The sequence below is a fragment of the Allobosea sp. FBZP-16 genome (genome assembly GCF_002831785.1).
Lineage (GTDB): Bacteria > Pseudomonadota > Alphaproteobacteria > Rhizobiales > Beijerinckiaceae > Allobosea > Allobosea lupini.
The window spans coordinates 1-19753 of sequence record NZ_LNCQ01000024.1; the positions used below are offsets into that span (position 1 = coordinate 1).

The 19753-nt window shown below is 66.9% G+C and carries 19 protein-coding genes and 1 pseudogene; 7 read left to right on the top strand and 13 right to left on the bottom strand.

Features of this window, described 5'->3' with window-relative positions:
- The 3 genes from CXY91_RS13385 to CXY91_RS13395 all read right to left on the bottom strand — a co-directional run.
- Positions 1–1208: hypothetical protein (locus tag CXY91_RS13385; RefSeq protein ID WP_100961932.1), on the bottom strand; the 1208-nt coding region annotated here is incomplete at its 3' end.
- A gap of 186 nt (positions 1209–1394) precedes the next feature.
- Entirely contained in the window at positions 1395–3161 is a 1767-nt protein-coding gene (gene argS, locus CXY91_RS13390) for an arginine--tRNA ligase (protein ID WP_100961933.1), read from the bottom strand.
- Between the two features lie 33 nt (positions 3162–3194).
- Positions 3195–4436: a deoxyguanosinetriphosphate triphosphohydrolase gene (locus CXY91_RS13395; RefSeq protein WP_100961934.1), complete on the bottom strand. Its 1242-nt coding sequence runs from the start codon at positions 4434–4436 to the stop codon at positions 3195–3197.
- Positions 4437–4522: 86 nt separating this feature from the next.
- On the opposite strand from CXY91_RS13395, the gene CXY91_RS13400 reads away from it, so the two are divergent.
- Positions 4523–4873, top strand: a complete 351-nt coding sequence (locus tag CXY91_RS13400) for a HesB/IscA family protein (RefSeq protein WP_244624008.1) — start codon at positions 4523–4525, stop codon at positions 4871–4873.
- Positions 4874–4876: 3 nt separating this feature from the next.
- On the opposite strand, the gene CXY91_RS13405 is transcribed toward CXY91_RS13400, so the two are convergent.
- The gene (locus CXY91_RS13405) at positions 4877–5923 is read right to left on the bottom strand and encodes an HD-GYP domain-containing protein (RefSeq protein WP_091828506.1); all 1047 of its coding nucleotides are present in this window, start codon (positions 5921–5923) and stop codon (positions 4877–4879) included.
- A 298-nt stretch (positions 5924–6221) separates the two neighbouring features.
- A complete protein-coding gene (locus CXY91_RS13410) occupies positions 6222–6833 on the bottom strand; it encodes a cold-shock protein (protein ID WP_091828504.1) in 612 nt (203 codons plus the stop codon).
- Positions 6834–7050: 217 nt separating this feature from the next.
- Between CXY91_RS13410 and CXY91_RS13415 the strand changes: the two genes are divergently transcribed.
- Positions 7051–8169 (top strand): mandelate racemase/muconate lactonizing enzyme family protein, encoded by a 1119-nt coding sequence (locus CXY91_RS13415; RefSeq protein WP_100961935.1) that lies wholly within the window; start codon positions 7051–7053, stop codon positions 8167–8169.
- An 11-nt stretch (positions 8170–8180) separates the two neighbouring features.
- Positions 8181–8813, top strand: a complete 633-nt coding sequence (locus tag CXY91_RS13420; RefSeq protein WP_100961936.1) for a LysE family translocator — start codon at positions 8181–8183, stop codon at positions 8811–8813.
- Here CXY91_RS13420 and CXY91_RS13425 read toward each other — a convergent pair whose 3' ends face one another.
- Positions 8814–9569 carry an SIR2 family NAD-dependent protein deacylase gene (locus CXY91_RS13425; protein WP_248307479.1) on the bottom strand — a complete coding sequence of 252 codons (756 nt, stop codon included), beginning with the start codon at positions 9567–9569 and terminating at the stop codon, positions 8814–8816.
- Positions 9570–9679: 110 nt separating this feature from the next.
- On the opposite strand from CXY91_RS13425, the gene CXY91_RS13430 reads away from it, so the two are divergent.
- Positions 9680–10864: an aminotransferase gene (locus CXY91_RS13430; protein ID WP_100961937.1), complete on the top strand. Its 1185-nt coding sequence runs from the start codon at positions 9680–9682 to the stop codon at positions 10862–10864.
- 173 nt (positions 10865–11037) lie between these two features.
- Here CXY91_RS13430 and CXY91_RS13435 read toward each other — a convergent pair whose 3' ends face one another.
- A complete protein-coding gene (locus tag CXY91_RS13435; protein WP_100961938.1) occupies positions 11038–12240 on the bottom strand; it encodes an ABC transporter substrate-binding protein in 1203 nt (400 codons plus the stop codon).
- Between the two features lie 53 nt (positions 12241–12293).
- Complete coding sequence (locus CXY91_RS13440; protein WP_100961939.1) at positions 12294–13229, bottom strand: alpha/beta fold hydrolase; 936 nt, start codon at positions 13227–13229, stop codon at positions 12294–12296.
- A gap of 87 nt (positions 13230–13316) precedes the next feature.
- Between CXY91_RS13440 and CXY91_RS13445 the strand changes: the two genes are divergently transcribed.
- Entirely contained in the window at positions 13317–13826 is a 510-nt protein-coding gene (locus CXY91_RS13445; protein WP_248307480.1) for a MarR family winged helix-turn-helix transcriptional regulator, read from the top strand.
- A 10-nt stretch (positions 13827–13836) separates the two neighbouring features.
- Here the strand turns inward: CXY91_RS13445 and CXY91_RS13450 are convergent, their stop codons facing one another.
- Positions 13837–14229: a hypothetical protein gene (locus tag CXY91_RS13450; protein ID WP_100961941.1), complete on the bottom strand. Its 393-nt coding sequence runs from the start codon at positions 14227–14229 to the stop codon at positions 13837–13839.
- 277 nt (positions 14230–14506) lie between these two features.
- Between CXY91_RS13450 and CXY91_RS31300 the strand changes: the two are divergent.
- A pseudogene (locus tag CXY91_RS31300) lies at positions 14507–14614 on the top strand (ClpX C4-type zinc finger protein); the annotation flags it as partial.
- A 266-nt stretch (positions 14615–14880) separates the two neighbouring features.
- Here CXY91_RS31300 and CXY91_RS13460 read toward each other — a convergent pair.
- Complete coding sequence (locus tag CXY91_RS13460; RefSeq protein ID WP_100961943.1) at positions 14881–15642, bottom strand: SDR family NAD(P)-dependent oxidoreductase; 762 nt, start codon at positions 15640–15642, stop codon at positions 14881–14883.
- 153 nt (positions 15643–15795) lie between these two features.
- Here CXY91_RS13460 and CXY91_RS13465 point away from each other — a divergent pair, with 153 nt between their 5' ends.
- Positions 15796–16398 (top strand): TetR/AcrR family transcriptional regulator, encoded by a 603-nt coding sequence (locus CXY91_RS13465; RefSeq protein ID WP_100961944.1) that lies wholly within the window; start codon positions 15796–15798, stop codon positions 16396–16398.
- A 37-nt stretch (positions 16399–16435) separates the two neighbouring features.
- Here CXY91_RS13465 and CXY91_RS13470 read toward each other — a convergent pair whose 3' ends face one another.
- From CXY91_RS13470 to gnd, 3 genes are all read right to left on the bottom strand, one after another.
- A complete protein-coding gene (locus CXY91_RS13470; RefSeq protein ID WP_100961945.1) occupies positions 16436–17965 on the bottom strand; it encodes a UxaA family hydrolase in 1530 nt (509 codons plus the stop codon).
- Positions 17966–18210: 245 nt separating this feature from the next.
- Positions 18211–18738: a gluconokinase gene (locus tag CXY91_RS13475; RefSeq protein ID WP_248307481.1), complete on the bottom strand. Its 528-nt coding sequence runs from the start codon at positions 18736–18738 to the stop codon at positions 18211–18213.
- 6 nt (positions 18739–18744) lie between these two features.
- Positions 18745–19731 carry a phosphogluconate dehydrogenase (NAD(+)-dependent, decarboxylating) gene (gene gnd / locus CXY91_RS13480; protein ID WP_100961946.1) on the bottom strand — a complete coding sequence of 329 codons (987 nt, stop codon included), beginning with the start codon at positions 19729–19731 and terminating at the stop codon, positions 18745–18747.
- Between the last annotated feature and the right edge of the window lie 22 nt (positions 19732–19753).

Genomic DNA, 19753 nt, shown 5'->3' on the forward strand with positions numbered 1-19753 from the left:
CGCTGAGCGGCCTGGGCGGTCTGGGCCGGGGTCGCCGAGGCCGGACGATTCGACGGAGCCGAGCCGGTCACGATGCCCTGTCCCGGGGCACTCGACGCAGTGGCATTGCTCGGCGCCGGCGTGCCGTCGGGACGGATCGCCACCGTGCGGACCTTGCGTGGTTCGCCGAGCCCCGGCACGGCCGGGATCGGCACCAGACCGGGCTCGGTCGGAGCGAGGCCGGCGGCGGCGGTGTCGGTCGGCGTGATTGCGCCGTTCGAGCCCTGCGTCGGGCGCGGCGCCATGGCGCGCGCCGCCTGCTGCAGGTCGACCGGCTGCTCCTCGCGGCTGACCACCTTGGTCTTGTCGGCGCTGGCGTCGCCGCTGCGCTCGTAAATCTGCTTGTTCTGGTTCGGGATTTCGGCGCCGCCCGGATTGACGGGGGCGACCTTGGACGGGCCGGTATCGGCCGCGATCACCGGCGGCTGGCCGTTGACACCGGCCGGCTTGCCATTGCGGAAGACCATGGCGGCACCGACGCCGCCGACCGCGACGATGACCAGGGCCGCTGCCGTCAGCATGCCCTTGCGCGACCGCGAGCGCCGGAAATCGCGATGCTCGTCCTCGGCATCCTGATGCTGCGCGTCATAGTCCGGCGCTGCCTGATGATAGTCGGGTGCGGGCTCGGGAGCATAGGCCTGCGCCTGCACATGGCTGTGCCCGGCAGCCTCGTCGAGATCGCGGGGCTGCTCGGGAACATAAGCGTGCGGCCCGTCCTGCATCGCATAGGGCTGCGCGCGCACCGGGAGCGGCTCCGGCTCGTCATAATGATGCGCCGGCGCTGCGGCTGCCTGCGCAACAGGCTGCGGCGTGGTCCGCACCGGCTCGGTCCGGCGCAGCAGCGCCTCGAACTCGTCGAGCGCACCGCGGACATCGGCCGGCGGCGAGACCGGCTGCACCGGCGGCGCGGTGACCAGCGTCGGCTGGAAGCTGGGCTCGGTCCGAGCCCAGGAGGCGGGCTGCGGCGCGGCCGAAGCCGCGGGGCGCGTCGGCTCGGCAGGGCGACCGGCGAAGAGCTCCTTCAACGGATCGTCCTGACCGACGAGACGGGTCAGCTCCATCAGCGGATCCGAAGCCGCGCCCGGCTTCTGCGGCTGGGCCGCCCCGCGCAGCTGGCGCTCGAGATCGTCGAGATCGAGGGCGAATCGGTTTCTAGCTGGCTCGCTCATGACTTGATCCATTCCAGCGCATGCCGCCATCCATCAAAGGACGCCGCCACAGCGCGGTCAATCTGACGAAAGCCCGGCCGACCCGCCTTTCGGCATATCGGCCAACACCGCCTTCGTATCGGACCCGGCGGGCGCTGGCCGGATCATCCTGATCCGCAAAGCACCCGATGCGCCGGGATGGACCCGTCAGCGCATCTCCTCCGGCGCCGTCACCCCAACGACCGCCAGACCGGAAGCAAGGACGCTGCGTACCGCATGCACGAACGCCAATCTTGCCGATGTCGACTTTCGATCAGTTTGATTAACGAACCGTAATTGCGGCGAGTCTTTGCCCTTGTTCCACAGCGAGTGGAAGGCGCTGGCCAGGTCGTGCACGAAGAAGGCGACACGATGGGGCTCGTGTGACGAAGCCGCGGCTTCGATCATCCTCGGATACGCCGCGATCATCTTGACGATACCGATCTCCGACTCGTCGGTCAGCAAACCAAGATCCGACTGCGCCAGCGCCTGCGGCGAAAGGTCGAGATCCGGGAAAGCCTCGGCTGCCTGCCGGAAGATCGAGGCGCAGCGCGCATGCGCGTACTGGACGTAGAAGACCGGATTGTCCTTCGACTGCTCGACCACCTTGGCGAGGTCGAAGTCGAGCGTCGCGTCGTTCTTGCGGAAGATCATCATGAAGCGCACCGCATCGCGACCGACCTCGTCGATGACCTCGCGCAGCGTGACGAAGTCGCCCGAGCGCTTCGACATCCTGACCTGCTCGCCATTGCGCAGCAGGCGCACGAGCTGGCAGAGCTTGACGTCGAGCGCGCCCTCCCCGTTCGTCACCGCCTTCACCGCGGCCTGCATGCGCTTGACGTAGCCGCCATGGTCGGCGCCCCAGACGTCGATCATCTCGGCAAAGCCGCGGGTGAACTTCGAACGGTGATAGGCGATGTCGTTGGCGAAATAGGTGTAGCTGCCATCCGACTTCAGCAGCGGCCGGTCGACGTCGTCGCCGAATTTTGTGGCGCGGAACAGGGTCTGCTCGCGATCCTCCCAGTCCTCGTCCTTCTGGCCCTTCGGCGGCGGCAGCCGGCCCTCATAGATCAGGTCGCGGGCGCGCAGATCCTCGATCGTCTGGTGCACGGCGTTTGAATTGCCGTCCCGGCCCTGCAGCGAGCGCTCCGAGAAAAACAGGTCGTGGACGACGCCGAGCGCGGCGAGATCGTCGCGGATCATCGCCATCATCCCGTCGATCGCCGCCTGGCGCACCAGCGGCAGCCAGTCCCGTTCGGGCTTGTCGCGCAGCGCCGGGCCGTAGTCCTTCGCCAGCGTCTGCCCGACCGAGACCAGGTAGTCGCCGGGATAGAGCCCTTCCGGGATCGCGCCGATATCCTCGCCCAGCGCTTCGCGATAGCGCAGGAAGGCGGAGCGGGCGAGCACATCGACCTGCGCGCCGGCATCGTTGATGTAATATTCGCGGGTGACGTCGCGCCCGGCGAAGGCGAGCAGGCTCGCCAGCGCATCGCCGAACACCGCGCCGCGGCCATGGCCGACATGCATCGGCCCGGTCGGATTGGCCGAGACGTACTCGACATTAATCCTGGGCTCGCCCTTGGCGGCGCCGCGGCCATGCTCGGCGCCAGCCAGCACAGCAGCCTTGAGAACCTTTGTGAAAACAGCAGGTTGCAGCGTCAGGTTGATGAAGCCGGGCCCGGCGATCTCGGCCTTGAGCACATCGCCGTCCTTGGCGAGTTCGGCGACGATCAGCTCGGCCAGCGCGCGCGGCGCCATGCCGGCCTCCTTGGCCAGCACCATGGCGGCATTGATGGCGAGATCGCCATGGGCCGGATCCTTGGTCGGCTCGACCACGACGCGCGCCAGCGACAGCCCGGCCGGGATGCGGCCGGTTTCAGCCAGTCCGGCAAGGACGGTGGCGAGGCGTGCAGAGAAAGTCTCGAAAATGTTCATGGCGACCAGGAATGCGTAGGGAAGCGCCCGGCCCTATCGCAGCGACGGGGTGGCGTCAAACAGGCGCCGGTGTTCGTCGAGCGCGTAGGAATCGGTCATCCCCGCGATATAGTCGGAAATCCGGCGTGCCAGCCGCGCCTCGTCGAGTCCGTCGCATCCGGCCGCCCATTCGGCCGGCATGGCCTGTGGCTGCGCCTGGAAGCGCGCGAACAGGTCGCGGACGATGTCGGCCGCCTCCTTGCGGATCACGCCGATGCGCGGATGGCGATACATGTTGGGATAGAGGAAATCCTTGATCGCCTTGTCGGCGGCGGCCAGAGCCGGCGAGAAGGCGACGACCGGCGCATCGGCCCGCCTGATCGCGTCGGCATCCGCCGGCGCCAGCGCCGCGATCCGCGCCTCGGATTCTGCGATCACGTCCTCGACGAAGCGGGTGATCACGCGGCGAACCATTTCGTTGATCGCGCGCGGGCGCTCCAGCCCGGGATGCAGGGCATCGATCTCGTCGAGCAAACCAGCGAGGAAAGGCACCGCGCGCAATTCGGAGAGATCGAACAGCCCGGCGCGCAGGCCGTCGTCGATGTCATGGGCGTTGTAGGCGATGTCATCGGCGAGCGCCGCGACCTGCGCCTCGGCCGAGGCATGACTATCCAGCCAGAGATCCTGCTTCTCCTGGTATTCGAGAATCGCGACCGGAATGCCGGTCCTGGCATAGCGCTCGGTGGGCTTGCCGTCGGCATCGAGCAAGGGGCCGTTGTGCTTGACCAGCCCCTCCAGCGTTTCCCAGGTCAGGTTGAGCCCGTCGAAGCCGGCATAGCGCCGCTCCAGCCGGGTGACGATCCGGAGTGTCTGGGCGTTGTGATCGAAGCCGCCGAAACCAGCCATGCATTCATCGAGCGCATCCTCGCCGGTATGACCGAAGGGCGTGTGGCCGAGATCGTGGGCCAGCGCCAGCGCCTCGGCCAGGTCCTCGTCCAGCCCGAGCGCACGGGCAAGAGCGCGGGCGATCTGCGCCACCTCGATCGTATGGGTCAGGCGGGTGCGGAAATGGTCGCCCTCATGCGAGACGAAGACCTGGGTCTTATGCTTCAGCCGCCGAAAGGCGGTGGAATGGATGATGCGATCGCGGTCGCGCTGGAACGGATTGCGTGTCGCCGAGCCGGGTTCATCGACCAGCCGGCCGCGACTCGTTGCGGTCCGGCAGGCGTAAGGCGCGCGCCAGCGGTCGCCCGGCTCGCGCGTCGGGGCTGTGGCGGTCTCGTGTGCTTGCGGCATGGCAGCCCCTTGGGCAGGCGCGGCTTGAAGCGATGCGCCAGCGCCATTACCTTTGCTGACGAGGCAGGAGCAAGGATGTTCTGCGCATGACCATGGCGATCGAAGCCAAACCGCACGCGATCTCGCTGACCGACAAGGCCGCGAGCCGTATCCTCGCGGTGATGGCGAGCGAGGCACCCGGCTCGATGCTGCGCGTGAGCGTCGCCGGCGGCGGCTGCTCGGGATTCCAGTACGTCTTCGACATCGACCGCGAGAAGGCCGACGGAGATCTCGTGCTGGAGCGCGACGGCGCGACCGTGCTGATCGACGAAACGTCGCTCGAATTGCTCGACGGCTCGACCATCGACTTCGTCGACGACCTCGTCGGCCAGTCGTTCAGGATCATCAACCCGAACGCGACCAGCTCCTGCGGCTGCGGCACGTCCTTCGCGCTCTGAGCCTCAGCCGGGCAGCACCACGGCCCGGAATGCCCGCAGCAGGTCGCCATCGAGCTTGGCGCCCATTCCGACCAGCATGGCATAGGCCTCCTGCGGGGCCATTGGCGCCTTGTAGGGACGTCGTTCGATCAGTGCCGCGTAGATATCACAGATCGTGACCATCCGGACGACGTCCGAGATCTCGTGCGCCTTCAGCCCCTGCGGATAGCCGGTGCCATCGAGATATTCATGATGGCTGCGCGCGGCCTCGGCGACCTCGCCGGCAAAGGCTCCCTGCCGCTGCAGCATCTCATAGCCGATCTGGGGGTGCTCGCGCATGATCGCGAGCTCCTCCGTCGTCAGCTTGCCGGCCTTGTGCAGGATCGCGAGCGGAATGCGGGCCTTGCCGATGTCGTGCAGGACTGCGGCACTGGTGACCTGCTTGCGCGCTTCTTCGGGAAAACCGAGCGCCCGCGCAAAAGCTGCGACGAGACCAGCCACCAGCAGACAGTGCTGATAGGTCGCATCGTCATGGTTCCAGACCAGCTCGAGCCAGGCGCCGAGATCGCGGTCGTCGGCAGCGCGGTTGATCGCCTCGACGCTGCCTTCGATGGCAGCCACCGGCAGCGCCCGACCTTCCGCGGCAGCCGAAAGCAGGTCGGCCATGCCGGCGGATGCCGCGATGAAGTTCTGCTGGATCGCGCCGCATCCTTCAGGATTGAGAATGCGGCCGATCTCGTCGAGCAGGGTCCTTGCCGGGAGACCTGCCGGCAGGACGGCGCTCGCGCCGATCGCATTGGCCTGGATCGTCAGGCGCGGAGATTGGTCCCGCAGCAGGCAGAGAAAGGGCATGCCCTTGCGCCGGTGCGCCGCGACGCGATCACGGATGGCCTCGACCGCGACGCGGTTCGACAGATCGACGTCGCTGACGAGCAGCCGCGTCGGCACCGGCCCGCCTCGTGCCGGACGATACAGGTCGACGACATCGCACGGCCCCCAAAGCGACAGGAGTCGCTCGAGTTTCTGGCTCTCTTCCGGACGGTCGGTGATCAGCAGCACGGCAATCGACATGTCCCCATAACGAAGACACTCTAGCTGCAGGTTCCTTGAGGTCAGGTGAAGCCGATTCACTCAAATTCGCCGTTTCTGTTCAGAAGCGGCTGAGGTCGCTAACTCCGGGCCTGCCGCCGCCTCGCGCTCGCCTCGGCATATTGCAGCGACCGGTCCAGATTTGCGCAGGGGAGATCGAAGGATTCGCCCATCTGCGCCAGCGCCTCGTCGATATCCGGCGCTGCATGCTAGTCGTGAATCGCCATCCGAACCGCAACAAAAAAGGCGCCTCAGGGCGCCTTCTCCGAAAGGATCCTTCTCAGTGCGAACTGGGCGGCCCGCCCTGCTCGAACCGGATCTCGGCCGCCATCAGCCCCTTCGGTCCAGGCCCGTAGCGCACCAGCACGGTCTGCCCCGGAATCAGCTCGACGATGCCGTAGCGGCGCAGTGTTTCCATATGGACGAAGATGTCGGGCGCGCCCTCGCCCGCCGAGACGAAGCCGAACCCCCGCAGGCGGTTGAACCACTTCACCACCATGCGCTCCAGCCCGCTCGTCGGCGTCACCGTCGCATTGGTGCGCGGCATCGGCATCTCGGCCGGATGGCGCGCCGCGGAGGTGTCGATCGAGAGCACGCGCGTGGCCTGGCGACCACGCGCCTTGGCGACCGCCTCGAGCACGATGCGCGCACCCTCGGCGATGGCATGGAAGCCGTCGCGCTTCAGGGTGGTGACATGGACCAGGACATCGCTCCCGCCATCCTGTGGCACCACGAAGCCGTAGCCTTTGCTCACATCGAACCATTTGACGTGGCCGATGATCTCGACCACCTGCTCGGCGATCGTCTCAGGCCCGTCCAGACGCACGATCCGGTTGAGCGATTGCAGCGGGCCGACCGGTGGCCTGCCTCCGTCGCCGTATTCGTCGGACATGTTCCGCTCATCTCCGCCGCGAACGTGATTCGTGACGTGACGATAGCACCCGGACGAAGCCGGGAAACAGCCGCTTACCGCTCATCCACATCATCAGCATGCGCAAAGCGCGCGTAGGGTCGCCGAAAGCCGCGCCTTGTCGCTTCCGCGCATCAGGTCGATGATCGGCCAAAGAGTCGCGAGGCAAGAGTCGCGAGGCAAGAGCCGGAGCACCGTCATGCGCATCGCCCGTATCGAGCCCTTCATCCTCCATATCCCGGTCACCGGCGGCTCGATCGCCGACTCGACCCACCGGATCAGCCATTGGGGCGTGGTCGGCACGAAGATCGTCAGCGAGGACGGGCTCACCGGCTACGGCTTCACCGGCACCCATGCCGATCTCGCCTCCGACCGGCTGATCACGTCGTGCATCCGCGATTGCTACGCGCCGCTGCTGGTGGGCGAGGACGCCTCCGAGCATTCGCGGCTCTGGCTGAAGCTCGCGCGTCATCCGGCGCTGCAATGGGTCGGCCGCGCCGGCATCACTCAGCTGGCTCTGGCCGCCGTCGACATCGCGCTCTGGGATCTCAAGGCGAAGAAGGCGGGCGTGCCGCTCTGGCACCTGCTCGGCGGCGCCAGCAAATCGAAGCTCGAGGCCTACAACACCGATATCGGCTGGCTCTCGATCCCCAAGGACGAGCTGGTCGAGGGCGCGCGCATGGCGGTCGAGCGCGACGGCTTCCACCGCATCAAGATCAAGGTCGGCCATGCCGATCCGATGACCGATATCGGGCGGCTGGAAGCGGTGCGCCGCGCCATCGGCGACCATGTCACCATGGCGATCGACGGCAACGGTAAATGGGACCTGCCGACCTGCAAGCGCTTCTGCGCCCGCGCCGAGGCGCTCGACCTGTTCTGGTTCGAGGAGCCGCTCTGGTACGACGACATCGGCTCGCATGCCGAGCTCGCCCGCTCGACTTCAATTCCCGTCGCGCTCGGCGAGCAGCTCTATACGCTCGATGCCTTCCGCGCCTTCGTCCAGGCCGGCGCGATCCACTATGTCCAGCCCGACGTCACGCGCCTCGGCGGCGTCACCGAATACATCCAGGTCGCCGAGCTGGCGCTGGCCCATCGCCTGCCGGTCGCGCCCCACGCCGGCGAGATGAGCCAGGTCCACGTCCATCTCGCCTACTGGCATCCGGCGACGCCGGTGCTCGAATACATTCCCTGGATCAAGGACGCATTTGTCGAGCCGGCCACTGTCGCCGATGGCTGCTTCCTGCGCCCGCAGCAGCCCGGTGCCGGCACCACGCCGACGAAGGATGCCTTCCAACGCTTCGCCAAGCCGCTGGCCTGAAGGACCCCGCCATGCTCGATGTCGCCACGCTCGCTCTGTTTACTGCCGCCTGCGCCGTGCTGACGGCGACTCCCGGCCCCGACATGCTGCTGATCGCCTCACGCAGCATGAGCCAGGGCCGCGCCGCCGGCTTCATGACCTATGTCGGCATCGCCACCGGCAGCTATCTCCAGGCGCTTGCTGCCGCCTACGGCCTGTCGCAGCTCTTCCTGCTCGTGCCGGCCGCCTATGACGCCCTGCGCTGGGCCGGCGCGGCCTATCTCGCCTGGCTCGCCTGGAAGACATTGCGCTCTCCCGCGACCTTGTTCGCGCCGACGGCCGATGCCGCGCATTTCCAGCTGCGCCAGATCTTCCTGCAGGGCCTACTGACCAATCTGCTCAACCCGAAGATGGCACTGTTCATGCTGGCCCTGCTGCCGCAGTTCCTGAAGCCCGAGGCCGGCTCACTGCTGCTGCAGGTCGTGGTGCTGGCCACGATCCTCAACCTGCTGGGCCTCATCGCCAACGGCATCGTCATCCTGACGGCGAGCCGGCTCGGCCGCGCCATTGCGAGCCGGCCGCATCTGGCGCTCTGGCCACAGCGCATCCTCGGCGCCGTCTTTGGCGGGCTGGCAGTGCGCTTGGCGTTCGCCTCGCGCGACTGATCAATTCGCCAGTCGCGCTAATGCCGGGCCGATTTCGCTGCGCACGACGAGATCGGCGATCGGGTCGAGATCGGTCGGCTCGCGGTTTAGGATGACGAGCTTGGCGCCGTTGCGCTTGGCGATCACCGGGAAGGTCGCGGCCGGGAAGACGACGAGCGAAGAGCCGGCGACGAGATAGAGATCGGCCGACATCGTCAGCTCATGCGCCCGCAGCATCGGCTGCTGCGGCATCTGCTGGCCGAAGGAGATCGTCGCGGTCTTCACGATCCCGGCGCACATCATGCAGGACGCTGGCTCGCCGCTCGCCTCGAAGGCCTCGCGGATCGCCGAAAGCTCGTGCCGCCAGCCGCAGGTCAGGCAGGTGGCATAGGTGCCGTTGCCATGCAGCTCGATCACCCCATCCTCGGCGATGCCCGAAGCCTGGTGCAGGCCGTCGATGTTCTGGGTGATCACGCCGGGCGAGCGCCCCTCCGCCACCAATGTCGCCAGCGCCCGGTGGCCGCGATTGGGCTTGGCGTCACGATAATGGTCGTCCATCGCGAATTTGCGCCGCCAGGCCTCGATCCGCGCCTCGCGGCTGGCGAGGAAGATATCGAACGGAATCGGCTTGTTGCTCATCCAGGGTGAGCCCGGCGTACGGAAATCCGGCACGCCCGATTCAGTCGAAATCCCCGCCCCGGTGAACGGCACGATCACCCGGGCGCGGTCGAGCATGGCATGCAGTTCCTCGATCGCGTCCTGTGTCGTCTCGTCCATGCCGTCAGCCTCGCATTGCTCAGGTTCGAATATGGGGGCTGCCGGCGCCGCGCTCCAGCCCTGCCGGCACAGGCGTTGACGCAGCGAGAAACGCGCCGCAAAGCTCAACCATGCCTGCGTCCTCTCCCGCCCCGCTCAATCCCGATCTCATCGACACCGCGACGCCGCCGATCCCCGAGGCCAAGGCCTGGGCCCGCGGCTATGCCGACGGAGCCGGCCCGCTGATCGACCTGTCGCAGGCGGTACCCGGCTCGCCGCCGCCGGCCGCCCTGCTCGAGCGCCTCGCCGAAGCCGCCGCGACCGCCGAGAGCACGCGCTACGGACCGATCGTTGGCGACGATGTCCTGCGCGAGGCCTATGCCGCCGAGAGCAGCGCCTTCTATGGCGGCACGATCCGGCCGCAGGAGATCGCGATCACCGCCGGTTGCAACCAGGCTTATGTCACCGTGATGATGGCGCTGGCACGGGCCGGCGACAATGTGCTCTTGCCGACGCCCTGGTACTTCAACCACGAGATGACGCTGAACATGCTCGGCGTCGAGCCGCGCCCGCTGCCTTGCGATCCGCAAGCCGGCTTTGTGCCGGATGCCGAAACCGCCGAGGCGCTGATCGACGAGCGCACTCGCGCCATCGTCCTGGTGACGCCGAACAATCCGACCGGCGCGGTCTATCCGCCTGCCACCATCGCCGCCTTCGCCGCGCTCTGCCGCAGGCAGAAGATCTGGCTGGTGCTCGACGAGACCTATCGCGACTTCCTGCCGGAAGGCGCCGACCGCCCACATGAGCTCTTCGCTGCAAGCGACTGGCAGGATTCGCTGATCGGCCTCTACAGCTTCTCCAAGGCCTATGCGGTGCCCGGCTGGCGGCTCGGAGCGATCACCGCCGGCGAGGCGGCGCTGGCCCAGATCGGCAAGGTGCTCGACTGCGTCCAGATCAGCCCGGTCCGCGCCGGCCAGAGCGCGGTCGCCTGGGGCATCGACGGCATCCGCGCCTGGCGTGAGGCCAATCGCGCCGAGATGAACTTGCGCGCCGCACTGTTCCGCCAGGCGATCGCGCCGCTGAACCGCTGGACCGTGCTCGCCGCCGGCGCCTATTTCGCCTATGTCGCCCACCCCTTCGAGGGCGTGCCGGCTGCTGAGGTCGTCCGCCGGCTGGTGCAGAAGCGCGGCGTGCTGGCCCTGCCCGGCCCCTATTTCGGCCCCGGGCAGGAGCAGCATTTGCGCATCGCGATCGCCAACGTCGCGGCCGGGCGCATCGCCGCACTCGGCGAGCGGCTGAAGGGCTTCGCGCTCTGATCGTGGCAGGCCGCTAGTCCTCGGCATCCCCACGCTGTCATCCCGGACAAGCCGCGTAGCGGCGCCGATCCGGGATCCATTCCGGAGCCTATCCGATTAAGGTTCCGGAATGGGTCCCGGGTCTTCGCTTCGCTGCGCCCGGGACGACACACATATGTTGTTGCGAGGGAAGCTTACCCCTTCGCCCCCGGACACTTGCTCTCCGACAGCGGCCAGACCGTCTCCTCCGGCGCGACCTTCCGCACGATCTCGAAATAGTCCCACGGCCCCTTCGAATCCGCCGGCTTCTTGACGCGGGCGAGATACATCTCGCGCAGCACCCGGCCGTCGGCACGGATCCTGGCGTCCTTGGTGAAGGCGTCGTTGATCGGCATCGCCCGCATCGCGGCAGCGACCTTGTCGGGATCGTCGGTGCCGGCTTCCTTGATCGCCTTGAGATAGTGCAGCACCGAGCCGTAGACGCCGGCATGCAGCATGGACGGCATCATCCCAGCCTTCTCCAGGAACTGCTTCGACCAGGCGCGCGAAAGCTCGTCGAGATCCCAATAGGAGGCAGTGGTCAGGTAGGTGCCCTGCGTCGCCTTCAGGCCGAGGCTGTGCACGTCCTGCAGGAAGAAGATCAGCGCCGCGAGGTTCTGACCCTGCTCGACCAGCCCGAACTCGCCGGCCTGCTTGATCGCGTTGATGGTGTCGCCGCCGGCATTGGCGATACCGATCACCTTGGCGCCCGAGGATTGCGCCCTGAGCAGGAAGGATGAGAAATCGGCATTGTTGAGGGGGTGGCGCACCGCGCCGACGACCTTGCCGCCATTGGCCTCGACCACGTCGGTCGCGTCCTTCTGGAGCTGGTGGCCGAAGGCGTAGTCGGAGGCCAGCATGAACCACGAGGTGCCGCCGGCCTTGACCACGGCCGAGGCGGTGCCGCGCGCGACGCCATAGGTGTCGTAGGTCCAGTGGAAGCCATAGGGCGAGCACTGCTCATTGGTCAGCGCCGTGGTGCCGGCGCCGGAATACATCACGATCCGCTTCTTCTCGCGGGCGAGCGACTGCAGCGCCAGCGCCACCGCGGAATTCGGCACGTCGACGACAGCGTCGACCTTGTCGATGTCGAACCATTGCCGGGCGATCGAGGTGCCGAGATCGGCCTTGTGTTGATGGTCGGCGGCAACGATCTGGATCGGCTTGCCGAGCACCGTGGCGCCGAACTCCTTCACCGCCAGCTCGGCTGCGATCACCGAGCCCTTGCCGCCGATATCGGCGGTGACACCGCCCATGTCGGTCAGCACGCCGATCTTGACGACGTCATCGCTGACCTGGGCCAGCGCCGGCATGGTGGCGAGCGCCATCAGGGCGCCGCCTGCGAGAAGCGACCGCATCACTATCCTCCCGAGCTTGTCGTCCGGCGGGCTGAACGCCGCCGGTTCGAGCGTCAAAGACCCCTTGCCTCCAGCCAGGCGACGATCAGGGCCGCGATCTCGTCGCTGTTGTCCTCGCACATCGGCATATGGCCGTTGCCGGCGATGCCGTGCTCCGGCAGGTACACGAACTCGGCACCAAGAAAGCGTGCCGTCGCCTCGTCCACCGCGCGCGGATGGCGCGGATCGCTGTCGCCGGTGACGATCAGGATCGGCATCTTGGCCAGATTGGCCGGATCGGCGATGCGCAAGCCCTTACCGCCGATATTGAAGCGCTCGTTCATCAGGCGCGCGCTCTCGGGCACGATCGAGCGGCGATAGGCCTCGAAGCCCTGCTGCGGAAAGCGCGCGGAATTGGCCCAATAGGCCCGCATGAACTCGGTCGGGATGAAGAGCGGCTTGTCTTCCTCGACCCGGACAGGGCAGCCCAGGCTCTCGTCGTCCTTCAGCTTCGCCACCGCCTCGGCATCGTCGGGCAGAACCGGCAGAAGATTGGCCGGCCCGCCCGGCGCGATGCCGACGATCGCCGCGAACGCCTTGGGGCTCCGCTCGGCGATCCACCAGGCCATCGGTCCACTCGCGGAATGCACCAGCAACACCGCCGGTCCGATTTCCTCCAGCAGCCGCTGCAGGCTCTGCGCGATCTCGACGCTCGACAGGGTTGCGAAATCCGGCCGCATCGGCGAGCGGCCATGGCCCGGCCAGTCCGGCACGAAGACCTCGCGGCTGCAGGCGAAGACAGGCGCCCAGCCCGGCCGACCGTCCGGTGTCGCCAGATAGCAGGCGCCGGTATGGCCACCACCATGGACGAGCACGATCGGCAGCCGCCCCGCCTGAGCCACCCCGAGCCGGTCGACATAGATCGGATGGGCGTCCGTCCCCGAATAGAAGCACTGCCGCTCCGGCGCGTGCGAAAGCGCCTGTCGCCTTGTGGCACCAGCCTGGTCCATCGCCTCCTCCCGACACGGCAAAACCGTGCCATTGCTTAGCGAGAATGCTAGGACCGGCTCATGGCGCGCGCAACAAAAAAGTCTAATGTGAGACTAATTCCGCAGGACGAGGCCCGCGAGCTCGACGCCGGGCAGCGACGCGCCATCCTCGACGGCACCGCGATCCCGACCGCCTACAAGATCGGCTATATCCTCAACTTCTATCGCGAGCCCTCCTTCCGGGCGATCGAGATGGAGTTCGGGCTGACCCGGCCGGAAATCGTCATCCTGATCTTTCTGACCGTGCGCGACGGCGCCACTGCCAGCGAGTTCTGCGAGTTCTCCGGCCATCTCAAGGCGAGCGTCAGCCGCGCCGTAATCCTGCTCGAGAAGAAGAAGCTGATCCGGCGCGAGCCCGACAAGGCCGACAGCCGCCGCCAGCTCCTCTTCCTGACGGCGGACGGCCGCGCCCTCTACGAGCGCTACATTCCGGCGCTCAAGGCAAGGGAGGCAGCGATGCTCGATTGCCTTTCCGGCGATGAGCGAGGCCAGCTCGGGCGGCTGCTCGACAAGCTCGCCGCCCATGTCCCGCACTGGGGCTTCGCTTCGGAGCTCTGAAACGCGAGGCTCAGCGCAAGAGCGCAGCATAGCGCTCGCGATAGGCGTAGACCAGGAGCCCGCCAGTCAAGATCAGGATGATCGCGACCGGAATGCCGGCCGGGTTGATGGCGAAGTGGAACAGCACGATCACCGCCATGACCGGCGCGATCAGCGCGAGCCCGAAGGCCGGCACGACATTGAACAGCAGACTCAGGCCGCCGGCGAGGTTCACCGCCTTGAGGAAGGGCCAGAAGAAGCCGGAGTTCTGCAGCGCGGCTTCGAAGATTAGTCCGCGTTCGGACGTCGGCGGGTGGATCAGGTGAGTGCCGGTGGCGAGCCACCAGAAGCCGTCGACCGCGCTGACGACGAAGAGCAGGCCGAGGACGATACGGGGCAAGGTGACCGTCAGAAAATTGCGCATGGAACAGGGCTCGATGAGACTGGAGAGGGTTTGGCGGATAGCCGCGCCTGCTTGGCCCGAGCAGAGGCGCTTTTGCAGAGCAGCCTGCCGTCATGTGCATAGGCACGGCCGAGAGCGACTGACTTCTCGCCAACGTCAAGTCAACCTTGACAAGACTCCGCAGACCGGAGTAGTCCTTTCGTCAAGCTTACCTTGACAGGAGACGGACATGGTGGTCTCGGATCAGGCTCCGGCCGAAACCGGTTCCAGCGGACGCCGGAAGCAACCGGGCAAGGCGTTGAAGCCGCTCCTGCACTGTTCCTTCTGCGGAAAGAGCCAGCACGACGTCGAGAAGCTCGTCGCCGGGCCGGCCGTCTTCATCTGCAATGAGTGCGTTGCCAAGTGCAACGCGTTCATGGCGCTGCCGGTCGATGCGCCGCAGCCGGATACGGAGGTCCGGAGTATTCAGCAACTGGAGACGCTCCCGAGCGAGCGGCTGCTGCATTGGCTCAAGGTCGAGGCTGCACTTTACGAGCACGCCGCCACCGGGCTCGGCCGGACCGTCGATGTCCTGCGCAAGCGCAAGGTCTCATGGGCCGCGATCGGCGAGGCGCTCGGGATTTCCCGACAGGCCGCCTGGGACCGTTTTTCCTGACGCGCCGCCAGGCTGCTTCAGATCCCTACGCCACCCGACACGCTGATCACCTCGCCGGTGATATAGCCCGCATGCGGACCTGCCAGGAAGCCGACGGTGCCGGCCACCTCCTCGAGCGTGGCGAGGCGGCGGATCGGGTGCAGGTCTAGGAATGCTTCGGGAGCGTCCGTGCTGCCGAGAGCATCGACCATCATGTCCGTCGGCATCGCGCCGGGCTGCACCACGTTGGCGGTGATGCCGCGTGCGCCGAGATCGCGGGCGACCCTTCGCGCATATCCGATCAGCGCGGCCTTGCTTCCGGCATAATCGGCCACCCCGGGCATCAGGGCGTACGTGCCGAGACGCGAGCCGATGAAGACGATCCGGCCGCCATCCGACAGCACGGGAGCCGCCGCGCGCGTCAGGGCCACGGGTCCCATGACGTTGATCTGCCATTGCCGATCGAGATTGAACGTATCGAGATCGGGGCTATCGACCGTCTTGCCCTGTACCGCGATGGCTGCGTTGTTGACCAGGATGTCCAGTCTGCCGAAATGCGCCTTCACCGTGTCGACCAGCGGCTTGGCCGCGGCCATGTCGGCCTGGTCGCTCTGGATCGCGAGCGCGCGGACGCCCTTCGCCGTCAGCTTCTCGACCACGGCCTGCGCCTTCTGGGCCGAAGCGACATAGCTGATCGCGATGTCCGCGCCCTGGTCGGCCAGCGCTTCGGCCACGGCGGCGCCGAGCCCGCGCGAGCCGCCGGTCACGAGGGCGACCTTGCCCTCCAGTATCTTCGACATGGGAAACTCTCCGGATGAATATGCCGCATGGGCCAGCGGCGGGCGCTGCCTGATTATCGTAACGACTGTTACTGTAATGATTGGTATGAAATATGGACAAGGCCTGTCAAGCGGTTTAATAATGGCCGTTATGAAAAGAGCTGGACCGCACTGATGGGGCGCCATCGCGAGTTCGACGTCGAGAAAGCACTCGACGCGGCGCTCTGCGTCTTCTGGCGCAAGGGCTATGAGGGCGCGTCCTATGCCGACCTGACGCAGGCGACGGGCGTCGAGCGGCCGGGCCTCTATTCGGCTTTCGGCAACAAGGAATCGCTCTTCGGCCTGGCCTTGAACCGCTATTACGAGCGCTATCTCGATCACTTTCCGAAGGCACTTCTACTGCCGACGGCACGCGAGGTCGCGGCAGGCGTCATCTATGGCGCGATCGACGTCAACACGCGTTATCCCGACCGTACCGGATGCCTCGGCATCAACGGCATCGTGGCGGGATCGGACGAGGCGGAGCCGGTGCGGCAGATGCTGATCGAGGCGCGCGCTGCCGGCGAGGCGCTGCTTCGCGAGCGCTTCGAGCGGGCCAAGGCCGAGCGCGACCTGCCAGAGACGGCCAAGCCCGATGTGCTCGCAGCGTTCGTGTTAACGGTGATTCACGGCATGGCGGTTCAGGCGAAGGCCGGCTTCAGTCGCGACATGCTACGGGCCATCGCCGCGCAGGCGCTGTCGACCTGGCCAACCGGCCGGCCCGGAACGTCAGGCTAGAGCGAGGCTGTAATAGCACCTCGCTCGCGCCCTCACCTCACATCGTCGCGCCGATCTGCCAGGGCACGAACTCGGCGTCGCCATAGCCCATCTCCTCGGACTTCGATTTCTCGCCTGAGGCGATCTTCAACAGGTAGTCGAAGATCTCCTTCCCCTTCTCCTCCAGCGTCACGCCGTCGAGGACATCGCCGCAATTGAGGTCCATGTCGTCGGTCTGCTTCAGATACATCGGCGTGTTGGTCGCGAGCTTGACCGAGGGCGTCGGCTTGCAGCCATAGGCCGAGCCGCGGCCGGTGGTGAAGGCGAGGATGTTGGCGCCGCCGGCGACCTGCCCCGTCGCCGAGACCGGATCGTAGCCGGGCGTGTCCATATAGACGAAGCCCTTGCTTCGGACCGGCTCGGCATAGTGGTAGACGGCGGCCAGCGTCTTGGTGCCGCCCTTGGCGGCGGCGCCGAGCGACTTCTCCAGGATGGTGGTCAAGCCCCCCGCCTTGTTGCCGGGCGACGGGTTGTTGTTCATGTCCATCCGGGCGCGGGCCGTATAGTCCTCCCACCACTTGATGATGCCGACGAGCTTCTCGCCGACTTCGCGGGTGGCGGCGCGGCGGGTGAGCAGGTGCTCGGCGCCATAGATCTCCGGCGTCTCGGAGAGGATCGCGGTGCCGCCATGCTCGACGAGGAGGTCTACCGCCTTGCCGAGCGCCGGGTTGGCGGTGATGCCGGAATAGCCGTCCGAGCCACCGCACTGCAGAGCGAGCATCAGCTCGGAGGCCGGCACGGTCTCGCGCCTGGCCTGGTTGGCGATCGGCAGCATCACCTTCAGCGCCTCGATCCCGGCCGCGACGGCCTTCCTGGTGCCGCCGGTCTCCTGGATCGTCAGCGTCCGGAAGACATCGCTCTCCTCGACGCCGTAGGCTTCCTTCATCCGCTTGATCTGGAAGCCTTCGCAGCCGAGGCCGACCACCAGCACCGCCGCCATGTTCGGGTTGCAGGCATAGCCCCAGGTCGTGCGCTTCAGCACCTCGAAGCTCTCGCCATTGTAGTCGATGCCGCAGCCGGTGCCGTGCGTCAGCGCGATGACGCCGTCGACATTGGGATAGTCGGCGAGCAGGCCCGAGCGCTTGACCTCCTCGGCCATGAAGCGCGCAGCCGAGGCCGAGCAGTTCACCGAGGTCAGGATGCCGACATAGTTGCGCGTGCCGGCATTGCCGGCCTTGCGGCGAAAGCCCTCGAAGGTCGCCTGCTGCTCGACCGGCAGCACGAACTCCGTCTTCGCCTCGGCGGCATAGGCATAGTCGCGCTCGAAAGCGTGGAAGCCGGTATTGTGCTCGTGCACCCATTCGCCTGGCGGGATGTCCAGCGTGGCGAAGCCGATGATCTGGCCAAACTTGCGGATCGGCTCGTCCTTGGCGATCCGGCTCAGCGCGATCTTGTGGCCGCGCGGGACGCGCTTCAGCGCGGTGACCCCGGCAGCACTGACGCCGACATCGATCGGATCGACGGCGACCGCGACATTGTCGGCGGCGTTGAGCTTCAGCGTGCGCGGCGGAACGGCTTTGTCGAGCATGTTGATACCTTGGGACCGGCGGCTCCCCCGCCTCCCCTAACCATTGCTCTGATTGCGGCCTTTTTTCAATCGGTTGAAACTAGGAGCCGAATTGCAGTCCGCGCCCGTCGGAGTTCCAGCGGGTGGACAACGACGCCCATACCGTCATGGTCGGGCTTGTCCCGACAATCCACGCCTTCCTTCCCACAACGCGGTGTTCAAGACGTGGATGCTCGCCACAAGGGCGAGCATGACGATCGTGCGCTTCACCCCAGCCGCAGCTCCCGAACCACCTGCTCGACGATCGCTTCCCTGCTCGCCTCGACCTCGACGACGAGCGGCTTCTCGTCGGCACCCGGTTCCTCCAGCGTCGCGAACTGGCTGTCGAGCAGCGCGGGCGGCATGAAATGGTGCTGGCGGGCGGCCATGCGCTGACCGATCAATTCGCGCGAGCCCTTGAGATAGACCAGCGCGACGTCGGGCCGGTTTCCCACGATCACGTCACGATAGGCCTTCTTCAGCGCCGAGCAGGTGACGATGCCCTTGCCGCCGGTCGTCCGCAATTCATCGATCCAGGCCGCGATCGCCGCCAGCCAGGGCTTGCGGTCCTCGTCGGTCAGCGGGATGCCTGAAGACATCTTCGCGACGTTGGCCGGGGGATGAAACGAGTCCGCGTCGCGGAACGGCCAGCCGAGCCTCTCGGCCAGCCGCTCGCCAAGCGAGGTCTTGCCCGAGCTCGCCACGCCCATCACGACGATAACCGCCGGTATCCCGGCGCCATTGGCAAAGGTCATGCTCGCTCAGCCCTGCTTCTTCGGCTCGACATGGCCACCGAAGCCGGCGCGCATGGCGGAGAGGATTTTTTCGGCGAAGGTATGGTCCTTGCGCGAGCGGAAGCGGGTGTAGAGCGAGGAGGTCAGTACCTCGGCCGGCGTCGCCGTCTCGATCGCCGCCTGCACCGTCCAGCGCCCCTCGCCCGAATCCGAGACATGGCCGGAATAGGCACCAAGCTCCTCGTCGGCCGCGAGCGCCTCGGCGGTCAGGTCGAGCAGCCAGGAGGTCACGACCGAGCCGCGCCGCCAGACCTCGGCGATCTCGGCGACGTCGAAGTCGAAGCCGTATTCCTCCGGCAGGCCGTCCTTGGCCGAGGCGTTGCGCAGGAGGTCGAAGCCCTCCGCGAATGCCTGCATCATCCCGTATTCGATGCCGTTATGGATCATCTTGACGAAATGGCCGGCGCCGGCCGGGCCGCAATGCAGATAGCCCTGTTCGGCCGTCGGATTGCGCCCCTCGCGATGCTTTGTCGGCTCGATCCCGCCCTTGCCCGGCGCCAGCGCCTGGAAGATCGGCTCGAGCCGGTCGAAGGTCGCCTTGTCGCCGCCGATCATCAGGCAATAGCCCCGATCGAGCCCGTGCACGCCGCCGGAGGTGCCGATGTCGAGATAGTGCAGGCCCCTGGTCTCGAGCTCGCGTCCGCGCCGGACATCGTCCTTCCAGAAGGCGTTGCCGCCATCGATCAGCGTGTCGCCGGGGCTCATCATCGCCGCGAGATCGGCGAGCGTCTTCTCGGTGATCTCGCCGGCCGGCAGCATGATCCAGATCGCTCGCGGCGCCTCGAGCTTCGCCACCATCTCCTTGAGATCGCCGACATTGACGGCGCCGTCTCTCGCCAGCGCCTCGCCCGGCTTCGGATCGCGGTCATAGACCACGCAATTGTGCCCGGCGCGGTGCAGCCGCCGGACGATATTGGCCCCCATGCGGCCGAGGCCGACCACTCCAAGCTGCATAGCGAACGCTCCTGCTGCCGGC